General features: G+C 72.0%; 16 protein-coding genes and 1 tRNA gene. 8 read left to right on the top strand and 9 right to left on the bottom strand.

Annotated features, from left to right (window positions below):
- Positions 1-56: 56 nt before the first annotated feature.
- Positions 57-611, bottom strand: coding sequence for a thioredoxin family protein (locus R3F55_01955; protein ID MEZ5666199.1), 555 nt, complete (start codon positions 609-611; stop codon positions 57-59).
- A 158-nt stretch (positions 612-769) separates the two neighbouring features.
- Here R3F55_01955 and R3F55_01950 point away from each other — a divergent pair, with 158 nt between their 5' ends.
- Together R3F55_01950 and R3F55_01945 are read left to right on the top strand one after the other, a co-directional pair.
- Positions 770-1,090: a hypothetical protein gene (locus tag R3F55_01950; protein MEZ5666198.1), complete on the top strand. Its 321-nt coding sequence runs from the start codon at positions 770-772 to the stop codon at positions 1,088-1,090.
- 110 nt (positions 1,091-1,200) lie between these two features.
- Complete coding sequence (locus R3F55_01945) at positions 1,201-1,536, top strand: DUF2794 domain-containing protein (protein ID MEZ5666197.1); 336 nt, start codon at positions 1,201-1,203, stop codon at positions 1,534-1,536.
- Here the strand turns inward: R3F55_01945 and dusA are convergent.
- The 4 genes from dusA to R3F55_01925 form a co-directional block, all read right to left on the bottom strand.
- On the bottom strand, positions 1,477-2,502 hold the full coding sequence (gene dusA / locus R3F55_01940; protein MEZ5666196.1) for a tRNA dihydrouridine(20/20a) synthase DusA: 1,026 nt from the start codon (positions 2,500-2,502) through the stop codon (positions 1,477-1,479). The two genes, R3F55_01945 and dusA, sit on opposite strands and share 60 nt — an antisense overlap.
- Positions 2,503-2,690: 188 nt before the next feature.
- The gene (locus R3F55_01935) at positions 2,691-3,230 is read right to left on the bottom strand and encodes a VOC family protein (protein MEZ5666195.1); all 540 of its coding nucleotides are present in this window, start codon (positions 3,228-3,230) and stop codon (positions 2,691-2,693) included.
- 37 nt (positions 3,231-3,267) lie between these two features.
- Positions 3,268-3,729 carry a carboxymuconolactone decarboxylase family protein gene (locus R3F55_01930; GenBank protein MEZ5666194.1) on the bottom strand — a complete coding sequence of 154 codons (462 nt, stop codon included), beginning with the start codon at positions 3,727-3,729 and terminating at the stop codon, positions 3,268-3,270.
- 67 nt (positions 3,730-3,796) lie between these two features.
- Positions 3,797-4,879, bottom strand: a complete 1,083-nt coding sequence (locus tag R3F55_01925) for an RNA polymerase sigma factor (GenBank protein ID MEZ5666193.1) — start codon at positions 4,877-4,879, stop codon at positions 3,797-3,799.
- Between the two features lie 85 nt (positions 4,880-4,964).
- Between R3F55_01925 and R3F55_01920 the strand changes: the two genes are divergently transcribed.
- The 3 genes from R3F55_01920 (at position 4,965) to R3F55_01910 (ending at position 7,369) form a co-directional block, all read left to right on the top strand.
- Positions 4,965-6,086 carry a TIGR03364 family FAD-dependent oxidoreductase gene (locus R3F55_01920; GenBank protein MEZ5666192.1) on the top strand — a complete coding sequence of 374 codons (1,122 nt, stop codon included), beginning with the start codon at positions 4,965-4,967 and terminating at the stop codon, positions 6,084-6,086.
- A 17-nt stretch (positions 6,087-6,103) separates the two neighbouring features.
- Positions 6,104-6,886, top strand: coding sequence for a phosphonoacetaldehyde hydrolase (locus R3F55_01915; GenBank protein ID MEZ5666191.1), 783 nt, complete (start codon positions 6,104-6,106; stop codon positions 6,884-6,886).
- 81 nt (positions 6,887-6,967) lie between these two features.
- Positions 6,968-7,369: a hypothetical protein gene (locus R3F55_01910; protein MEZ5666190.1), complete on the top strand. Its 402-nt coding sequence runs from the start codon at positions 6,968-6,970 to the stop codon at positions 7,367-7,369.
- Positions 7,370-7,411: 42 nt separating this feature from the next.
- Here R3F55_01910 and R3F55_01905 read toward each other — a convergent pair.
- A tRNA-Gln gene (locus R3F55_01905) sits at positions 7,412-7,486 on the bottom strand.
- A gap of 90 nt (positions 7,487-7,576) precedes the next feature.
- Between R3F55_01905 and R3F55_01900 the strand changes: the two genes are divergently transcribed.
- From R3F55_01900 to R3F55_01890, 3 genes are all read left to right on the top strand, one after another.
- Entirely contained in the window at positions 7,577-8,590 is a 1,014-nt protein-coding gene (locus R3F55_01900; GenBank protein MEZ5666189.1) for a ParB/RepB/Spo0J family partition protein, read from the top strand.
- 121 nt (positions 8,591-8,711) lie between these two features.
- Positions 8,712-8,969, top strand: a complete 258-nt coding sequence (locus R3F55_01895; protein MEZ5666188.1) for a hypothetical protein — start codon at positions 8,712-8,714, stop codon at positions 8,967-8,969.
- A gap of 22 nt (positions 8,970-8,991) precedes the next feature.
- Positions 8,992-11,589, top strand: coding sequence for a peptidoglycan-binding protein (locus R3F55_01890; protein ID MEZ5666187.1), 2,598 nt, complete (start codon positions 8,992-8,994; stop codon positions 11,587-11,589).
- A 4-nt stretch (positions 11,590-11,593) separates the two neighbouring features.
- On the opposite strand, the gene R3F55_01885 is transcribed toward R3F55_01890, so the two are convergent.
- The 3 genes from R3F55_01885 to R3F55_01875 form a co-directional block, all read right to left on the bottom strand.
- On the bottom strand, positions 11,594-12,502 hold the full coding sequence (locus tag R3F55_01885; protein MEZ5666186.1) for a 4-(cytidine 5'-diphospho)-2-C-methyl-D-erythritol kinase: 909 nt from the start codon (positions 12,500-12,502) through the stop codon (positions 11,594-11,596).
- Complete coding sequence (locus R3F55_01880) at positions 12,499-14,232, bottom strand: tetratricopeptide repeat protein (protein MEZ5666185.1); 1,734 nt, start codon at positions 14,230-14,232, stop codon at positions 12,499-12,501. The genes R3F55_01885 and R3F55_01880 overlap by 4 nt, the downstream gene beginning before the upstream one ends.
- A 139-nt stretch (positions 14,233-14,371) precedes the next feature.
- Positions 14,372-16,027, bottom strand: a complete 1,656-nt coding sequence (locus R3F55_01875; GenBank protein ID MEZ5666184.1) for an electron transfer flavoprotein-ubiquinone oxidoreductase — start codon at positions 16,025-16,027, stop codon at positions 14,372-14,374.
- Positions 16,028-16,129 lie beyond the last annotated feature (102 nt).

Below are 16,129 nucleotides of genomic sequence, written 5' to 3'. Positions count from 1 at the left end.
CTATGGCGCCCTTGTCCATTCCCGGGCGCCGCGGCGCCCCCCGCATCGAGGCTGCCTCAATGCGCCTTCCACTTGATCGAGCATCCCATGCTCGGCACCTGCTCGCGCGGGCCCTGTCCGGTGGCCGCGATCTGCCGCATCGCGTCGAACAGCTCGCGCGGCGCGCCGGCCGGCGGCCGCTCCAGCCGGCCGGAGTCGAGCCGCCCACGGTATTGCAGCTTCATCTGCGCATTGAAACCGAAGAAATCGGGCGTGCATGCGGCATCGTAGGCCCGCGCCACCGCCTGGCTCTCGTCCCAGAGATAGGGGAAGCCCATGCGGTGCGCGGCGGCGAACGCCTGCATGTTCTCGAAGGAGTCGGCCGGATAGGCGCTGGCGTCGTTGGCGTTGATCGCCGCGGCACCGACGCCGTCGTCCCGCAACTCGTCGCAGACCGCGACCACCCGGTCGATCGTCGCCTTCACATAGGGACAATGGTTGCAGATGAACATCACCAGCGTCGCCTTCGGCCCGCGCACGTCGGCCAGCGACCAGTCGCGACCGTCGACGCCGCGCAGGCGGAAATCGACGGCGGGCCGGCCGAAGTCGCAGACGCTCGATTGTGCCGCCATCCTTTCCGTCCCTCGCCTTTCGCCGCTGGGCCCGGCCGGGATACTATGCAGCCGCACCGCGAACTCAAGCCAATCGGCAACGCCGCGGTAACCAACGGGCAACCGCTCTTAGCATAGCTTGCGCAAAGTCGTCGCCAAGCCGAGTGAGCCGACCCGCCATGCCAGTCGCCGCCCCTGCCCGTTCGCTGTTCCCGGTTCTGCTCGCCGTCCTGCTGGCCGGCGGCTGCACAGCCGTCAGCACCGGCGCCTCGATCGTGTCGCTGATGGCGACGAAAAAGACGATCACCGACCACGTGGTCTCGTTCGCAACCGAGATGGACTGCTCGACCATCGCGCTGGAGCGGGGCGAGCCCTATTGCACCGACCCGAATGCGCCGCAGCCGCAGATGCCGCTCTACCACTGCTACAGGTCCTTGGGCGAGATCACCTGCTACGAGACCGAGGACCCGTTCAACAACGGTCATCTCGAGGTGCGCTGATCGCAACCGCCGGCATGCCCGTCCTGCTGGACTCCGATTCAAAAATCCGAAACACTCCCTCGGCCATGCGCGTGTGAAAGCAACAGCCAGGGGGGGCATCTGCACCGACGATGAGCGTCGTCATTCGGCTTTCGGAGTTGCGGAATGCAAATGGGCGGATCGCATTCAACCGCCAGGAACTGAACAGGTTGCTCTCGCTGTATTCGCGCCGCGTCATGGCCGGCGAATGGCGCGACTATGCCATCGACATGCGCCGCGACGGCGCCGTCTTCTCCATATACCGCCATACGGCCGAGGGCCCGCTCTACGCGATCTGGAAGGTGCGACCCGGCAAGGGCGGCCCGTTCGAGTACGAGCTCTACCAGGGCGTGCGCCGGCTCAGCCGCTCACGCGCTTTGGACGAGACGCTGCGCACGCTCGAGCGCCGGCTGCGCGTCGTCGCCTGAGCGCACATACCGCAACGCCTGCCGCACCACATCGCCGGTCGCCGCGGCGTCGCGGCCCGCTTCCGACAGGTGCCGGCGCCAGGCCCGCGCGCCCGGCAGGCCATTGAACAGGCCCATCAGGTGGCGGGTGACCGACTTGGCCGGCACGCCGAACGCCCGCTGCCGGTCGATGTAGTCCGCCATCGCCTCCGCCACCTCCGTCCGCGACGGCACCGGCCGTGCATCGCCGAAGAAGCGCCGGTCGACATCGGCCAGGATCCACGGGTCCTGATAGGCGGCCCGGCCGAGCATCGCACCGTCGACGTGGGCGAGCTGCACCTCGGCGGCATCCAGACTGTCGATCCCGCCGTTGATCACGATGGTCAGGTCGGGTCGCGCCCGCTTCAGCGCGTGAACCAGGCCGTAGCGCAGCGGCGGCACCTCGCGGTTCTGCTTCGGGCTGAGCCCCTGCAGCCAGGCCTTGCGCGCGTGGACGACGAAGGTCCGGCATCCGGCAGCCGCGACGCGCGCGACGAAGGCGGGCAGCACCGTCTCCTCGTTCTGCTCGTCGACGCCCAGCCGGTGCTTGACGGTCACCGGCAGCGCGGTGGCCGCGCACATGGCGGCGACGCATTCGGCCACCAGTTCCGGCTGGCGCATCAGGCACGCGCCGAAGGTGCCGTTCTGCACCCGGTCCGACGGACAGCCGACATTCAGGTTGATCCCGTCATAGCCGAAGTCGGCGCCGATCCGCGCGCATTCGGCCAGCGCAGCCGGGTCGTTGCCGCCGAGCTGCAGCACCACCGGGTGCTCGGCCGCGTCGAAGCGCAGGAAGCGCCTCCGGTCGCCGAACAGGATCGCGCCGGTCGTCACCATCTCGGTGTACAGCGTCGCGCGGCGCGAGATCAGCCGCAGGAAATAGCGGTCGTGCCGGTCCGTCCAGTCCATCATCGGCGCGACGGCAAATCTGTGCGCGGACTCTCTCAAGGCTCGCTCTTTCGATGCACGGCAGCGCGCGGCGCCCGGTGCGCCGGGTTGCGCATCCTGTCGGGAAACATATAGCCCAGTTTGGCATCGCGCTGCGCATCCGCAAGGCTACGGCCCCGGACCGCCGCGCCGTCGCGCGACCTGTCCGGAGCCGTAGGATTGGCACCCACGCCGGCGGGTGGCGCCCGTTACGCCGGCGGTGGAGCAGGATACCAGCTGTCCGGCGCGGGGAAGGCGAAGTCCGGCGGCACCCGGTAGACCTCGAACACCGTGTGCAGCTCGTCCTCGACCGAGAAGTAGTGAAATTCGATCCCGCCGAAGATCACGCCCTGCTGGACCGAGCGATAGCCGCGCTCGACGAACTGGCGCACGCGTTCGTCATAGGCGACGCCGTTGCAGTTGAACGCCAGATGCTGGACCCCCTCGCCGCGGCTTTCCAGAAAATCGGAATAGAGCGACCGCCCACTGACCGGTTCGATCACCTCCCAATTCATGTTCTGGCTGTTGGCCAGGCAGAGCTTGACCGAGAAATCCGCCGGCTGGCCCAGATAGGTCGCCGACAGGTTCGAACGGTCGACCGTGCGGATCGTCCACGGCCCGATTCCCAGGTTGACGAAGCCCTGGAGAGTCTTGCGGTGGTCGCGCGTGACGATGCAGACCTGGATCAGGTTGCCGACAAAGCTGTTCGTCAGCTCCGTCGGCCCGACCACGCTCGGCAATTGCCGCATTCCCATCCTCCTGCTGCTGCGGAAGCGGCCGACGCAGTCACTCGCCGCCGAGATCGTGCTTGAACTGGTCGAGATCGACCTGCATGCCGTTCAGGAATGTGCTCCAATGTCGCTCCAGCGCGGCGACCAGTACCGCTTCCTCGATCTGGGCGTCGGTGGCGCCGGCCTGGCGTGCCGCATTGGTGTCTTCCCAGATGCAATATTGGCAAGGGATCTGCGCCGCGACGGCCAGGGCGATCAACGCCTTCGTCCGCACGTCCAACGCCCCGTCCTGCAGCTCGATCGCCTTCAGCTCGTCCCAGGCACCGGGCAGCGCCGCATCGGGGAAATGTTCCAGGAAGCCGGGGACCCGGCCGAAGACGCCCTCGATCTCGGCCAATGTCCTGGCCAGGGCATCCGCGGGTTCGTCGGCGACGGCCGGCGCGAACGCGGCGACGGCAGCCAGCAGGGCGGCGCTTGCGGCCGGCGTGCGCGTGCGAGTGGCAAACACGATCCTCATCTGTCGGAACTCCATCCTTGTTTGCGGACGAACGGTGGCTCGCCCGCTGGGAAGGATGCGTCCGGCCTCACCAAAGTTCGGCGGCGGCCCCGGCTTTCGGCATGTTCACGCGATTGTCATCGGATGGTCGCAGCGGCCGCGGCGACAGATGGATGTGCAGACGCTGCACCTGGCGCGCGCCCTCCTGCATCACCAGCACGCAGGCCGGCGGGCAGAGGTCGGGCTGCTCCGGCGGGTTCTGCAGCGGCCCCTCGATCACGGTCAGGTTCCCGCTGGCCATGATCCGCCGCGGGTCGAAGCGCACGCCCGTGGCCAGATCGCTATCCATCTCGACGTCGAAATGTGCCCGCCCGCGCGACTGCGTTCCGGTCGACCACACGAGGTGCAGGTCGTCGGCATAGTGCGAAAGGAAGGCATCGCGCCGTCCGCGATAGAGTTCCTTGAACCCGTCCTCATAGAATGCCTTACGTTCGGCCTGACAGGCCTCGGCCTCGGCATCGCCGCCGCCGGCGGCGGCGAGAAGCAGCTCTGCCAGCCGCGCCTTGGCATCCGACAACCGGCTGCGGACGGTGCCGACGGGAACGCCGAGGATTGCCGCAACCTCGCCATAGCTGTCGCAGGAGCCGAAGTAACGAAGGACGACGGTGGCGCGCAGGGATTCGGGCAGATGCTGCAGGGCCGACCAGACCCACGCGCGCAATTCGCGGCGTTCGATCCGGCTCTCGATCCGGTCTTCGTCCGGCATCTCGCGAAAGTGCCGATCCGCCTGGTCCCCGCCCACCTGCGGTCGGCTGCGCCGCCGTTGCATCAGGCAGCGGTTGCGCAGGATCGCGTACAGCCACCCGCCGACCGCCAGCGGATCGCGCAACTGGCGCAGCTTGCCGATGGCCGCCAGGAATGTGTCGTGGACCGCGTCCTCGGCATCGCTGCCGTAGCCCAGCAGACCGACCGCGGCGGCATAGAGGCGCGGGCGATAGCGCTCGAACAGCAGGCAGAAGCTCTCGGCGCAGCCGTTCATCGCCGCCCGCGCCAGGGCGCCGTCGCGCGCCGCCTGCCTTTCCGCGAGTTTGCCGTGCTCCACGCCGCCCTCCCGAAGCCGCACCCTATCAGAACTCAGGATGCGGCGTGCAGCGGGAAAGTTCGCCGGCACATGTCACGCAACCGTCGTCAAGGCCCGCCGCGATGATGTGCTATCGGATGCCGGTGCCCATGGCAGGCAGCGAAGGAACGACCGTTTGACCAGTTATGACGTGGCCATCGTCGGCGCCGGCATCGTCGGGCTGGCCCATGCCCGTGCCGCCGCGCTGCGCGGCAAGCGCGTCGTCGTGTTCGACCGCGACGCCCGCGCCAACGGCGCCTCGATCCGCAACTTCGGCTTCATCACGGTCACGGGCCAGGCCGCCGGCGACTGCTGGGCGATGGCACGGCATACGCGCGACGTTTGGGCCGAGGTGGCCGCGGCAGCGGGAATCCCGATCCTGCACGACGGGCTCGTGGTGACGGCGCGCCGGCCGGAGGCCGAGGCGGTGATCGACGCTTTCATGGCCACCGACATGGCGGCGGGTTGCCGCCGGCTGTCGCCCGCCGCGGCGGCGGTGCTGGTGCCGGCGTTGCGCACCGGCGCCGTCACCGCCGCGCTGCATTCGCCGCACGAACTGCGCGTGGAATCGGCGCAGGCGCTGCCGCGGCTGGCCGCCTGGCTGGCCGAGGCGCACGGCGTCGCCTTCCGCTGGGCCACCCATGTGCACGCGGTCGCGGCGCCGCGGATCGAGACCTCGCGGGGTCCCTTCGCCGCGGAAACGGTCGTCGTCTGCCCCGGCGACGACTTCCATGGCCTGTTTGCCGGGCGGATCGCCGGTTATGGCGTCACCCGCTGCAAGTTGCAGATGCTGCGCGTCGCCCCAGCGGCGCCGGTCCGGCTCGGTGCCGCGGTGATGTCCGACCTCGGGCTCGCCCGCTACCGCGGCTACGCCGACCTGGCGCAGGCGGCGCCGCTGAAGGCTCGGCTCGACGCGGAACAGGCCGACCACCGCGCCGCCGGCGTGCACCTGATCGTGGTGCAGTCGGCCGACGGCACGCTGGTGGTCGGCGACAGCCATGTCTATGCGCCGACGCCCGACCCGTTCGCCGCCGCCGCCGTCGACGACCTGATCCTCGACGAGATGGACCGCGTGCTCGACCTCGGCGCCCGCAGCGTCGCCGCACGCTGGATCGGCACCTATGCCAGCGCCGACGACCGCTGGCGGCTGACCGACCGGCCCGACGATGCCACCCGCATCGTCATCGTCACCTGCGGGGCCGGCGCCTCCACCGCCTTCGCGATCGGCGAGGAGACCGTCGCCGGGCTGTACGACTGAGCCGAAGGGAGACCGGCATGCCCCGATTCCAGGCTGTGGTGTTCGACTGGGCCGGCACCGTCATCGATTTCGGCTGCTTCGCGCCGATGGGCGCATTCGTCGAGGCGCTCGCCGCCTTCGGCGTCGCCGCCAGTATCGACGACGCCCGCGGCCCGATGGGCCTACCGAAGCGCGACCACATCCGCGCGCTGCTGGCGCTGCCGCACATCGGCGCGCAGTGGACCGAGGCGCACGGTGCGGCGCCGGACGAGCGCGCCGTCGACCAGGTGTTTCGCGTCTTCGTGCCGCTGAACGAGGAGGTGGCGTCCCGCCATGCCGCGCTGGTGCCCGGCGCCGGGCCGGCGGTGGCGGCGCTGCGCGCCCGCGGCCTCAGGATCGGGTCGACCACCGGCTACACCCGCTCGATCATGGCGCGCATCCTGCCGGTCGCCGCCGCCCAGGGCTATGCGCCCGACTGCCTGGTCTGTGCCGACGACGTCGCCGGCGGCCGGCCGGGCCCGGAGGCGATGCAGGCCTGCCTTGCCGCGCTCGACATCGCGGCGCCGGCGCTGGCGATCAAGGTCGACGACACCGAGCCCGGCATCGCCGAAGGGGTGGCGGCAGGCTGCGTTACCGTCGGCGTCGCGCTCAGCGGCAACTATGTCGGGCGCACGCCGGAGCAGCTGCTGGCGATGGCGCCGGACGCGGTCGCCGGGCTGCGCGATGCCGCGGCCGAACGCCTGAGGCGTGCCGGTGCCGACCACGTGATCGACACCGTCGCAGACCTGCCGGCGCTGGTCGCCCTGCTCGATCCGGGCTAACGAGGGCGCACAAGGGGTTTGCGGTGCGGGCCGGCCTCGACCATGATGCGCGCCGCTTGAACCCGATCGGAAAGAGGCCGCATGAGCGAGATCGACCGCGACGCATTCCTGGCATCGCTGGAACGCCTGCTGAGCGACAGCGACCAGGAAGTCCTGGCCGCCGCGCGCGAGATCAGGACCCAGATGACCGAGGCCGAGGTGAACTGGGACATGCTGCTGGTCCAGGCGCCGGGCGAGGACGACGACGGCTACGACCACCACGACGAGCCGGCGGACGATGCGGCCGGTTTCGACCAGGCCCCGGCCTCGACCAGCGGCGACCTCGCGCTGATCGACGAACTGCTGGGCAAGCACAGCGTCAGCGACGAAACGCGGGCCGAGCTGGAGAGCTATCGCGAGGACATCGCCGAGGGCGAGTTCTCCCAGTCCGACAGCCGCTATCTGCAGGCCCTGTACCAGCGCGTCACCGGAAAGAAGCGCTGAGGCCCGCGCGCGGCGGGCCATTTCGCTGTCCGCCGACGGGAATGGCTGGGGTGGCAGGATTCGAACCTGCGAATGCCGGTACCAAAAACCGGTGCCTTACCGCTTGGCGACACCCCAACGTGGCGCGATAAACTACAGGCGCGGCGGTCCGGCTTCAAGCCGGGCGGCCGCCGCGCGACCACCCGACAGAACCAGCGGGACGCCCCCATGACCGCAGACCATCAGGCCGACAATGCCGATCCGCACGACACCGGCCCCGACGACTGGCTGAGCCGGCTCGTCCACGCGCCGGCCGGCGCGGTGGTGACTTCGCGCGACCGCGTCGCCCCCGGCGAACCGGCTGGCGCGCCGCCCGAAGCGCCGGGCGTCGCGACGCCGACTGCCGTCCAGGCGCCGCCGCCGGCGCTGGCCGCGGCCGCCGCCGACAGTCCCGGCCCGGGCGACGCCGTGGTCGAGGTGCCGGTCGACGCGATCGCGCCGAACCCGGACCAGCCGCGGCGCAGCTTCGACGAGGACGAGCTTGCGGCGCTGGCCGCGTCGATCGCCGCCCAGGGCGTGATCCAGCCGGTGGTGCTGCGTCCGCGCACCGGCGATGCCGGCCCCTACCAGCTTGTCGCCGGCGAGCGGCGCTGGCGCGCTGCCCGGATCGCCGGCCTCGCCACGGTGCCGGCGGTCGTCCGCAGCCTGGACGATAGCCGCATGGCCGAGGTGGCGCTGGTCGAGAATATCCAGCGCGCCGACCTGCCGCCGCTGGAGGAGGCGCAGGCCTACCAGCTGCTGCTCGACCGGCACGGCTACACCCAGGACGACCTGGCCCGCCGCGTCGGCAAGAGCCGCAGCCACGTCGCCCATATGCTGCGGCTGCTGCGCCTGCCCGAGGCGGTGCGCGCCATGCTGCACGACGGCCGGCTCAGCGTCGGCCACGCCCGGCTCCTGGTCAGCGCGGCGGACCCCGAGGGGCTGGCCGGGCTGGTGGTCGCCCGCGGCCTCACCGTGCGGCAGACCGAGGAATTGCTGAAGCGCGCCGACCGCCCGGCGGCCATGACGCCCGCCGCCATGGCGCCTGCGCCCACGGCCGTTCTCGAGGACTGGGCCGGACGCCTCGGCGCCGCCTTGCAGCGCCCGGTGACGCTGAAGCCGGGCCGAAAAGGTGGCAGCGTGGTAATTCGTTATGACACCGAGGCGGATCTGGCCGCTATACTGCGTCGCATGGGCGGCTGAGCGCGAGTCCCGGTCGCGCCCGCTTGCCATGCGGTCCGCGTGACGCTGGAGCGGTCGGGCCGGCTGCCCAACGGCGGCGCCGCGCCGCGACGGGCTCGAGAAGGTGGGAGTGCGCACCGACATGCCGACGGATCGGACCCAGCACGGCATCGAACTCGGCGAGGAAGCGCTGCGTGCGGCGCGCATCGCGGCCCACCAGGCCGGCATGCCGGTGGCGCAATGGATCGCCGTCGCCATCCTGAGCGCCGCGGCGGAGCAGGCCGGCCTTGTCGCCGCTGCCGACGACGGCGTGGCCGCTGCGGTCGCCCGCATGGAAGCGAAGCTCGATCGCGCACTGGGCCAGGGCTACGACCGCGGCGGGCCGGCCCACGCAACCTGAAGCAACGGACACGTCCCAGGCCATGGCAGGCTCCCGCTCATTCGACATCAACGCGCTGGACGAAGACACCCTGCAGGTGGCGCGTGCCGCGGCGGAAGCCTCCGGCATGTCGCTGGAAGACTGGCTGGCGCGCACCCTCGGCGATGCCATCGCACAGCCCGAGCCGGACGAGGCGTCGACGAGCGACAGCCCGTTCGATGCGCCGCCGCACGGGCCCGGCCTCGCCTCGGCGCCGGCCGAACCGGTATCGCCCGAGGAACTGACCACCTACATGCCCGGCCGGATGCCGGCCGGCGGTCGCTTTCCGCCGGAGCCGCAGGGTGGCCCGATCGACCCCGATGCCACCGTGATCGCGGGCGGGCCCGACGAGGCGGCGGCATCCCGGCCCTCGCCATTCGCCGCCGCGGAGCCGCCGCGCGACGCCTTCGCGACACCCTCGCCCGGACCCGCACCTGCGCCCTTCAGCACGGCACCCGTCGACATGGCGGCCGACGGCGACCTGGCCGGCGCGCTGGCGGCGCTTGCCGGCTCGCTGGCGAGCGCGGTGTCGAGCCCGCGCTGGAGCGGGCGCATCGATGCGGTGCGCCGGGCTGCGGCCGGCGGCGCGACGGCAACCCCGGTCGCGGCGGCCGCATTCGCGGCACCGCGCACGTCCGCGGCCCCGCCGCCGCTGCCGGAGACGCCGCCCTTCGCCGCGTCGATGCCGCGCGAGCCGCAGTCCGGTCCGCGCGAGCCCGTGCTGCAGCCACCGCCGGCGGTGCCGCCGGCCCCGGCGGTCGTCGAGACGCCGGCGCCCGAACCGCGGTCGCTGCTGGCCGACGAAACGCCCGCGCCGGGCGAGCCGCTGCTGCGCCCCGACGAGGGCGACGACGAGCTGGAGCAGGCAATCGCAGCCGCACAGGCGCGCCGCCGCAATGCCGACGGTGCCGCCGGGCGCAGCCGTCGCCGCCGCGGCGCGGGCGGCTGGCTGGTCAAGGGGCTGGCCGGCGTCGTCGGGCTGGCCGCGCTCGCCGTGGTCGGCGTGCTCGGTTACACGTGGCTCAACCCCGACACCTCGATCGACCAAGTCACCGACGACATCGCCCGGACCGCCGACGACGCCTATCAGGCGGTCGCCGGCCAGATCGACAGCTGGCTCGGCAACGAGCCGGAGCAGGTCGACGACGGCCAGGGCGCGGCCGTACCGGCCGAGGGCAGCGGCGGCGTCGATACCGCCACCGGGCCGGACGCGCCGGCCGGCGACACCGCGGCGGCAAGCGATGCGGCGACGACGGACCGGCCGGACTCGACCGACGACGTCGCCACCGCCGCGACCGCCGAAACGGCGGACATGCCGGCGCAGACCCCGCCGGAGCCGCCGGCCGCGCCGGAGGCCAGCGACACGGCCGATGCGGCCGGCGCAACGCGCGGGGTCGACGCGCCGGCACCGGCGGAGCCCACCCCGCCGCCGGCATCGACGGCTGCGGCGGACGACACGCCGGACACCGCGGTACCGCCGGCCGCGGATGCGCTGCCGGCCGAGATCGCGGCGCTGCAGGCGCAGGCGGAGGCAGGCGATGCCGCGGCGCAGCGCATGCTGGGCCAGCGCTACCTGAACGGCGACGGGGTGACGCCCGACACGCGCAACGCCTATCGCTGGCTCGAGGAAGCGGCCGTCAACGCGGATGCGGAGGCCCAGTATCTGCTCGGCACGCTGTACGAGGCCGGCCAGGGCGTCGACCCCGACCCGCTGATCGCCATGGCCTGGTACATCAGCGCCTCGGAAAGCGGCCTGCCCGAGGCGAGCCTGCGGCTCGGCAAGATCTATCGCGACGGCGACCTGTGGCCGCAGAATTACGACGATGCCGCCGAGCTGTTCCGCGCCGCCGCCGATGCGCGGGTGGCGGAGGCGGAGTACGAACTCGCCCAGCTCTACGACTCCGGCCTTGGCGTCGATCGCAGCCCGCTGCTCGCCTATCTCTGGTTCAGCCGGGCGGCGGAGCAGGAGTTCCCGCAGGCGGCGGAACGGGTCGCGGCCCTGGAGAACCGCCTGTCGCCGGACCAGCTGCAGACGGCGCGCGAGATGATGGACGCGCCGCCGCCCACCGACACCAAGCTCTATGGTTTGCAGGCGACGCTGGACGGTACGATCGGCAGCGCCGACCAGCCGGCCCCCGACGGTGCAGCCGACGGTGCAGCCGACAGTCAGGCCGACGCCGCCGCGCAGCCGGCGGACTCCACCAACGCAGCGGCGCAGCCGCCGGCCCTCGGCGAGCCGATCGCCGTACCGAGCACGCCGCAGCCGGCCACGCCCGGCACCGGCGGGCAGACCATCGTCGTCGCGCCCGCGCCGACCGGCTCGACCACGCCCACCATCATCACGGTGACGCCGGACGCGACGCAGCAGGTCGCGACCGAGACCACGTCGGACTTCATCGCGCCGGCCCCGCTGAGCGCGGCGGCGATCCAGGAGATCCAGACCATTCTCAACGCGCTCGGCTATCCGAGCGGCTCACCCGACGGGGTCGCCGGCCGCCGCACGGCACAGGCGATCCGCGCCTACCAGACCGCCGAGGGGCTGCAGCCGGACGGCGTGCCGACGCTGAGCCTGCTCGCCCGGCTGCGCTCCGAGGCGCGCTGAGGTCTCAGGCCGGCTCCGGCACAGCAGCCGGCCAGCCGAGCAGGCGCGTCGCCCGGACCCACCAGCCCGGCTGGCGCCGCGCGATCGCCGCGGCGGCGTCGCCGGCCTGACGGTCGTTGCCGAACACGCCAAAGCAGGTCGCGCCGCTGCCCGACATCCGTGCAAGCACGCAGCCCGGCATCGACTGCAGGGCGCCGATCGCGTCGGTCACGGCGGGCGCGAGCCGGCAGGCGGAGGGCTGCAGCATATTGTGTGTCTCGCCAAGGGCGTCGGCCAGCGCCGCCGCATCGCCGGCGCCGGCGATCCGCTCCGGTGCGCACGGCGCCGGGGCGGCCTGCGGTGACCAGGCCGCAAAGACCGCGGCGGTCGGCAGGGCGACGCCGGGATTGACCAGCACGGCCGCCACCTCCGGAACGCGCTCCCGCGGCTGCAGCCGCTCGCCGAGGCCGCGGGCGAGGCACGGCCGGTTCAACAGGCAGGCGGGAACGTCGGCGCCCAGTCCGGCCGCCACAGCCGCAAGCCGGCCGTCGTCGTCGCCGATGCCGGCCCGGCGCGCGGCGAGGCGCAGCACCGCCGCCGCATCGGCCGAGCCGCCGCCAAGGCCGGCGGCGAGAGGCAGCCGCTTGTCCAGGCCGATGGCGAGGCGCGGACCGCCGAGCGCCTGCACGAATGCCCGCTCGGCACGCAGCGCCAGATTGTCCGCCTCCGGGCCGCTCGCGCGCAGCGCCGCCGCGAACGGGCCGTGCAGCGCCAGCGCGGGCCCGGCGGCGGGTGCGGCGGTGACCCGGTCGCCGCACGCGGCGAAGGCAATCAGGCTTTCGATCTCATGATAGCCGTCGGCCCGGCGGCCGAGCACGTGCAGGAACAGGTTGACCTTGGCCGGCGCGACCTCCGGCCGGGTCGCGGCGGTCAATCGACCGTCGGCCCGTCCGGCAGGCCGTCGGTCAGCTTGGCCTCAAGCGTCGCCGCCAACTCCTCGTCCGGGTCCAGTTCCATCGCGCGGTTCCACTGGTAGCGCGCCTCGGTGCGCCGACCGACCCGCCAGAACGCGTCGCCGAGATGGTCGTTGATCACCGCGTCGCCGGGCTCGAGCTCGACCGCGCGCTCCAGGTGCGGCACGGCGCCCTCGTAGTCGCCGAGCTTGTACAGCACCCAGCCCAGGCTATCGACGATGAAGCCGTCGCGCGGCCGTTCCTCGACCGCCGTTTCGATCATCTGCTTGGCTTCCTCCAGGTGGATGCCCTGCTCCACCCAGCTGTAGCCCAGATAGTTCAGCACGAACGGCTGGTTCGGTTCGAAATCCAGCGCGGCGAGGAAGTCCTTCTCCGCCCGCTCCCAGTTGCCGGTGCGCTCCAGCGCGATGCCGCGGTAGTACAGCAGCGACCAGTGCTCGTGCTTGATCTCCGGCACGCGGGCGAAGGCGCGCTCATAGGCGTCGAGCGCTTCCTCGTAGCGCTCCTGCCCGCGCAGGTAGTCGCCGACCGAGGCCAGCGGCACATAATCGTCGGGATAGGTGGCGGCCAGTTCCTCGAGCGCGGCGATCGCCTCGTCGACCTGGTCCAGGCCGTTCATCGCGTCGGCCATCGACAGCCGCGCCGAGAAGCCCATCGGCGAGGACAGCGGCACCTGCGCATAGACCGCGATGGCGTCTTCCTCGCGCTCCTGCGCGGCCAGGTTCTGCGCCAGCAGCGCAAGCGCCAGCCCGTTGCCGGGGTCGAGAAAGACCGCCAGCCGGCTGAACACGTAGGAAAAGATCTCGTTGCCTTCCTGGCTCAGCGAGCTTGCCACGCTGAAGAACAGGTCGCTGATCGCGGCGTCGGGCGTGGCCCGGTTCGGCGTCGGCGTGCCGTCGCCGTCGAGCCGCGCGACCGCCGCTTCGATCATGCGTCGCGACTCGGTGGCCTCGGCATAGGCCTCGTAGAGCGCGCGCGCCTCGTCCGCCCGGCCCTGGCGCTCGTACAGCGCGGCCAGCGCGTCCGTCACCGCGAAGGGCTGCTGGTCGCTGCCGCCGGCGCTGGCGAGGGTCGCCTTGTATTCCGCCTCGGCCGCCGCGGCATCGCCGAGATACTCCAGCAGCAGGCCGCGATTGACCGCATAGAGGCTGCCAAGACCCTCCGGCGCCGCGTCTGCCGCCATCAGGGCGAGCGCCTCTTCGCGCCTGCCGACCGCGGCCTGGGCCCAGGCCTGGACGAACGGCATGACGATCTGGTTCAGCCCGTACGCCTCCTCGGCCGCCAGCCGGTCGAGCGTTTCCTGGTAGGCGCCAGCGTGAAAGCGGTCGAGCAGCAGCACCATCGCCGGCAGCGGCTCGGTCTGCGCGGCCTCCAGCACCTGCGGCGCCAGCGTGAGCGCATAGTCGATCTGGCCCTCGGCGACGGTCAGCAGGAACAGCTGGCGCAGCACGTCGAGGTTGCCCGGATCGTCGCGCAGCGAGCGGCCCAGAAACTCGATCGCGGCCGGGTAGTCGCGCACGCGCTGCGCATGCCGTCCGGCCAGGTAGCTGCCCCAGACGCCGTGGGTCGGCACCGCCGCCGCCTCGGCCGTACCGGACACGGTCGGCAGCGCGGTCAGGCCGGTGCCGAGCAGGGCCGCCAGTGCCGTGTGCATGACCAGCCGACGCAACGGGCCATAGCGCAATATCATCGCTCGATCCTCTCGCTGCCGCGGGGGCGGCCGGCGTTCCGACAACCCCGGCGCAAAGGGCCGCGCACGGTAGAACCGCGCACCACGGCCGTCAATCCGACCGGCTCCGCTCGCCGCGCCCCCTGCAACCGGGCCGCTCTCACATGCCGGCATAGTTCGGTCCGCCGCCGCCTTCCGGCGTCACCCAGCGGATGTTCTGGGTCGGGTCCTTGATGTCGCAGGTCTTGCAGTGCACGCAGTTCTGCGCGTTGATCTGCAGCCGCGGCGCGCCGTCGGGCCCGTCGTGCACGATCTCGTAGACCCCGGCCGGGCAGTAGCGTTGCTCCGGTGCGTCGTAGAGCGGCAGGTTGAAGGCCACCGGCACCGACGGTTCCTTCAGGGTCAGGTGACAGGGCTGGTCCTCCTCGTGATTGGTGTTCGACAGGAACACCGAGGACAGCCGGTCGAAGCTGACCTTTCCGTCGGGCTTCGGATAGTCGATCGGCCAGCTCGCCGCCGCCTGCCGCAGCTGCGCGTGGTCGGGGTGGTGGTGCAGGGTCCACGGCGCACGCCCGCGCAGGACATAGGTATCGAGGGCCGAATAGGCCAGTCCCGGCAACAGGCCGTAGCGGAACGCCGGCCGGATGTTGCGGACGGCTCTCAGTTCCGGCCACACCCAGCTCGCCTCAAGCCGCTCGCGATAGGAGCCGGCCTCGACCGCCGGGCCGCTCGCCTCCTGGCCGTCGCCGGCCGGGTCCAGCGCCGCCGCCACTGCCTCCGCCGCCAGCATCGCCGACTTCATCGCGGTGTGAGTGCCCTTGATCTTCGGCACGTTCATGAAGCCCGCGGCACAGCCGATCAGGCAGCCGCCGGGGAAGGTCAGCCGCGGGACCGACTGGTAGCCGCCCTCGTTCAGCGCCCGGGCGCCATAGGCGATGCGCCGGCCGCCGGCAAACAGCGGCCGGAAGCGCGGGTGCGTCTTGAAGCGCTGGAACTCCTCGAACGGGTTCAGATGCGGGTTGGCGTAGTCGAGCCCGACCACGAAGCCTGCCGCGACGACGTTGTCCTTCAGGTGATAGACGAACGAGCCGCCATAGACGTCGTGCGACAGCGGCCAGCCGATCGAATGGGTCACCTGGCCGGGACGATGGTCGGGGGTGTCGACCTCCCACAATTCCTTGATGCCGATGGCATAGGTCTGCGGGTCGACGGCGGCGCGCAGGTCGAACCGGGCCATCAGCGTCTCGCTCAGAGAACCGCGGCAGCCCTCGGCGAACAGGGTCTGGCGGGCGCGCAGCTCCACGCCCGGCTGGTGGTTCGGCCCCGGCGTGCCATCGCGGCCGACGCCCATGTCGCCGGTCGCGACCCCGCAGACCGCGCCGGCCTCGTCGAACAGCACCTCGGCCGCGGCAAAGCCCGGAAAGATCTCGACACCCAGCGCTTCCGCCTCGCCGGCCAGCCACTGGCACAGCCGGCCCAGGCTGACGATGTGGTTGCCGTGATTGCGCATCTGCGGCGGAGTCGGCAGGCGCAGGGCCCGGCGCGGCGACAGATAGAGGAAGCGCTCGTCGGTCACCGGATTCTCCAGCGGCGCCCCGCGCTCCGCCCAGTCGGGCAGCAGCTCGTTCAGCGCGCGCGGTTCCAGCACGGCGCCCGACAGGATGTGGGCGCCGACCTCGGAGCCCTTCTCGATCACGCAGACGCTGAGCGCGCGCCCGGTCTCCGCCGCGCGCTGGCGCAGGCGAATCGCGGCCGTCAGACCGGCCGGCCCGGCGCCGACGATCACCACGTCGAAGTGCATCGCCTCGCGCGCCATCCAGTCTCCTCCCGTGCCGGGCGCGGCGGCCCGTGTGGCGTGTTGGCCGCCGACGGCGTTGGAGCTAGGATCGCCGGCGCGACAGACCGGTCACCATACCGC

The organism is Alphaproteobacteria bacterium, from assembly GCA_041396705.1.
In the GTDB taxonomy this organism is placed as follows: domain Bacteria; phylum Pseudomonadota; class Alphaproteobacteria; order CALKHQ01; family CALKHQ01; genus CALKHQ01.
The sequence above is the reverse complement of the archived record's forward strand: the minus strand, read 5'-3'. Positions and strand labels throughout refer to the sequence as shown.